Origin of the sequence: Gracilibacillus alcaliphilus, from assembly GCF_016909015.1 — a bacterium.
Classification (GTDB): Bacteria; Bacillota; Bacilli; order Bacillales; family Amphibacillaceae; genus Gracilibacillus; species Gracilibacillus alcaliphilus.
This window is the reverse complement of sequence record NZ_JAFBFA010000072.1, coordinates 1-2,716: the sequence shown is the minus strand read 5'-3', so window position 1 is coordinate 2,716 and position 2,716 is coordinate 1. Positions and strand designations below refer to the sequence as shown.

The following is a 2,716-nucleotide window of genomic DNA, read 5'->3' as shown; positions in this document are numbered from 1 at the left end:
GACACTCTCTATACTACCAAGGGGGATTCTTTTCTGTAAAATTGATTCTACGCTCATTTCCCCTCATATTTCTTCATTACAGGAATGCTTTCTAACAAAGATAGATAAAATATAAACTATCCCGTTACGATAAGGTCAAGAATAAATATTACTTTTGAGTGTTAAAAGTTAACAACCTTATTTGTATCGAACAACACTCATTTTTGAGACCATTTTATAGAAGATTAAAATAACTGTAAAAATAGACTGTCGATTAATTTACCGACAGCCTATGGTGACAATTTAATATAAATGAACTTGTTATTTCTTTTTATCCTCTAACCTTTTTAGGAAATTGAGCATTCTGACATGCGGTGATCCAAACTTGAATTAATTTTTCTACTACTTTAACTCCCGGATTGTTCATCACATGACAACCAACAACTTGGAAAGTGCGGAGATCAAACCGGAAGAAGAACCGGTAGCGCCAGCGGATGGACGAGGTTGCCCCAATGGAAGGCCTCACAGCAGATTTTTTGATGTCAGGAGTTGGCTACCAAACATGAGTAAATATGCCCTGTAAGACCAAAAGAAAGCACTTATGACATAGGTAATACAGATATCCTGCTGGTCCTCGAAAAAGTCCAGGAGCATTTTTTTTACAAACAACAATAGCCTAAATTCGCCGTCAAAGTATAGAAGGGATTAGTTTATTAAAGGCTGTTTTTTCGATTTGGCTCGGTCATACCGTATATGCCATACATCAAACAAGTTTTAGAAAAATGGGTTACTAGGTATGATAGATATTTAGAAAAGAAACAGTAAACAGTTGGCGGCCTTCTCATCTGCGTTTCTGTCTACCTCTTATTACCTCGATTCAAAAAAACAAGCTATGTTTCCTAGAATCATAGCTTGTCCATATCATTTTATTTAAATACTTTATCAAATCCTTGCTTAGAACGGCTAAATAACTCTTCAGCGGACGCTGTTGGCGGTTCTTTCGTCAACACCTCTTGTGAAATTGGTCCATCATATCCAATTGCTTTTAGGCTGGTTAAAAAACCATTTAGGTCTATAACTCCTTCACCGGGATACAGCCGGTCATTATCAAGCACGTCCTCGACCGCAACATTCGGTGCATCATTAATGTGCACATGTGTAATTTGTTCTTTCGAAAGAGCCAAGATATCTTCATTCGTGAGGCCATTGGTATACCAATGGAAAGCATCTAGCAGCAGACCTACATTTGAAAGACCAATCGCATCCATCAAATCCAGTGTTTCCTGCTGTGTCCAAATAAATGGGTTCTGCCAAGCGGTTCTTAAGTGATGTGGTCCAACATATTCCAATCCTAATCGAACTCCATAGGCATCCAGGATTTCTGCGCAAGTTCGTAAGCGCTTTATAGTTAAAGCCATAAAATGCGCAGACTTTTGATCAGTGGATGGCAAAATATACGTGCAACAGCGTGTACAGCCTAAATCAGCTGCAGCTTTGGCTGCTTCCGGAAGTTTCACAAGGTCACGTTGAAATATTTCCTCTGATTGCCGCCATTCAACCGGAAGCCCAACAGAACCGAGAATCATACTATGCTTATCTAACAGTTCTCTTGCCCCTTCTACGCCATACTCATCAATTAAGCTTTTTGCTTCCAGATCGACTGCTCCAAATCCATAAGCAGCAGCTAATTCAATAAAACGCTGATTGTCATCGATATTACCAAGCCCTGCACCAGTTACTCCTCTAATCATCTACAACACTCCCAACTATATTTTGATGCTCTTCCCTTACTTTACATGCTTCTGCAGCACACGTCTAGCAAAGTGAACAGTAAACAACTATTAATTTTTTTATTGTATGTATTGGCACGATCAGATTGTAGCTAAACAGGCTTTATAATATCAAAAACTAGTATTATTTGTTACAATATTGATAGACTTGTCGAACGAATGAATGAAACAAGCTTAAAGGAGCTTATGTGTGAAGAAATTATTAAAACTTGTCGTACTATTTATTTTTATGTTTATCTTCTATCAGTTGTTTATAGCTCCCGAACAGCTGACGGTAGAGCAGCAAATTGACCATGATATAGATATAACAGACCTTCCATCAGAATTACATCCGGTTGTCGCTGAGAAAACAGCTGATTTAATACAACGAAGTGGTGAAATTGGGATTTCTATTATCATTACGGACGATTATCGGTCTTTCGAAGAACAGGATCAGTTGTATGCCCAAGGGAGAGAAAACAACAGTCCTGTTGTCACCCATGCAAGAGGGGGCGAATCCTATCATAACTATGGGTTAGCTATTGATTTTGCCTTGCGGTCAGACAACGGAGAGGTGATATGGGATTTAAATTATGATGGGAATGGGAACGGTCAATCTGATTGGTTAGAGGTTGTTGACATTGCCAAAGATCTTGGTTTTGAATGGGGTGGCGATTGGGAACATTTCAAGGACTATCCTCACCTCCAAATGGATTTCGGTTTCACTATACAGGAGTTGCAGCAAGGACAGCGGCCAGATTAACAGTGCCCTTCTTAAAACAAAGATAACTTTTTTCCATAGAGCCAATGGTTTCCGCCCGCTAAAAAAGCAAGTTTATTTCTCTTAGCTGAAATAAGCTTGCTTTTTTAATCACTCAACTTTCGCACCTAGAAAAATTTAACGAAATCAATAAGCTCAAGTGCTTGTAGTTACTATAATAGGCTCCTTGACAAAGATTTAAAACAAG

The 2,716-nt window shown here is 38.7% G+C and carries 2 protein-coding genes; one reads left to right on the top strand and one right to left on the bottom strand.

Features of this window, described 5'->3' with window-relative positions; genetic code table 11:
- Nucleotides 1-905: 905 nt before the first annotated feature.
- The gene (locus tag JOD18_RS24005) at nt 906-1,730 is read right to left on the bottom strand and encodes a sugar phosphate isomerase/epimerase family protein (protein WP_204671996.1); all 825 of its coding nucleotides are present in this window, start codon (nt 1,728-1,730) and stop codon (nt 906-908) included.
- A 229-nt stretch (nt 1,731-1,959) separates the two neighbouring features.
- Here JOD18_RS24005 and JOD18_RS24000 point away from each other — a divergent pair, with 229 nt between their 5' ends.
- Nucleotides 1,960-2,511, top strand: coding sequence for a M15 family metallopeptidase (locus tag JOD18_RS24000; RefSeq protein WP_338029615.1), 552 nt, complete (start codon nt 1,960-1,962; stop codon nt 2,509-2,511).
- Nucleotides 2,512-2,716: the final 205 nt, after the last annotated feature.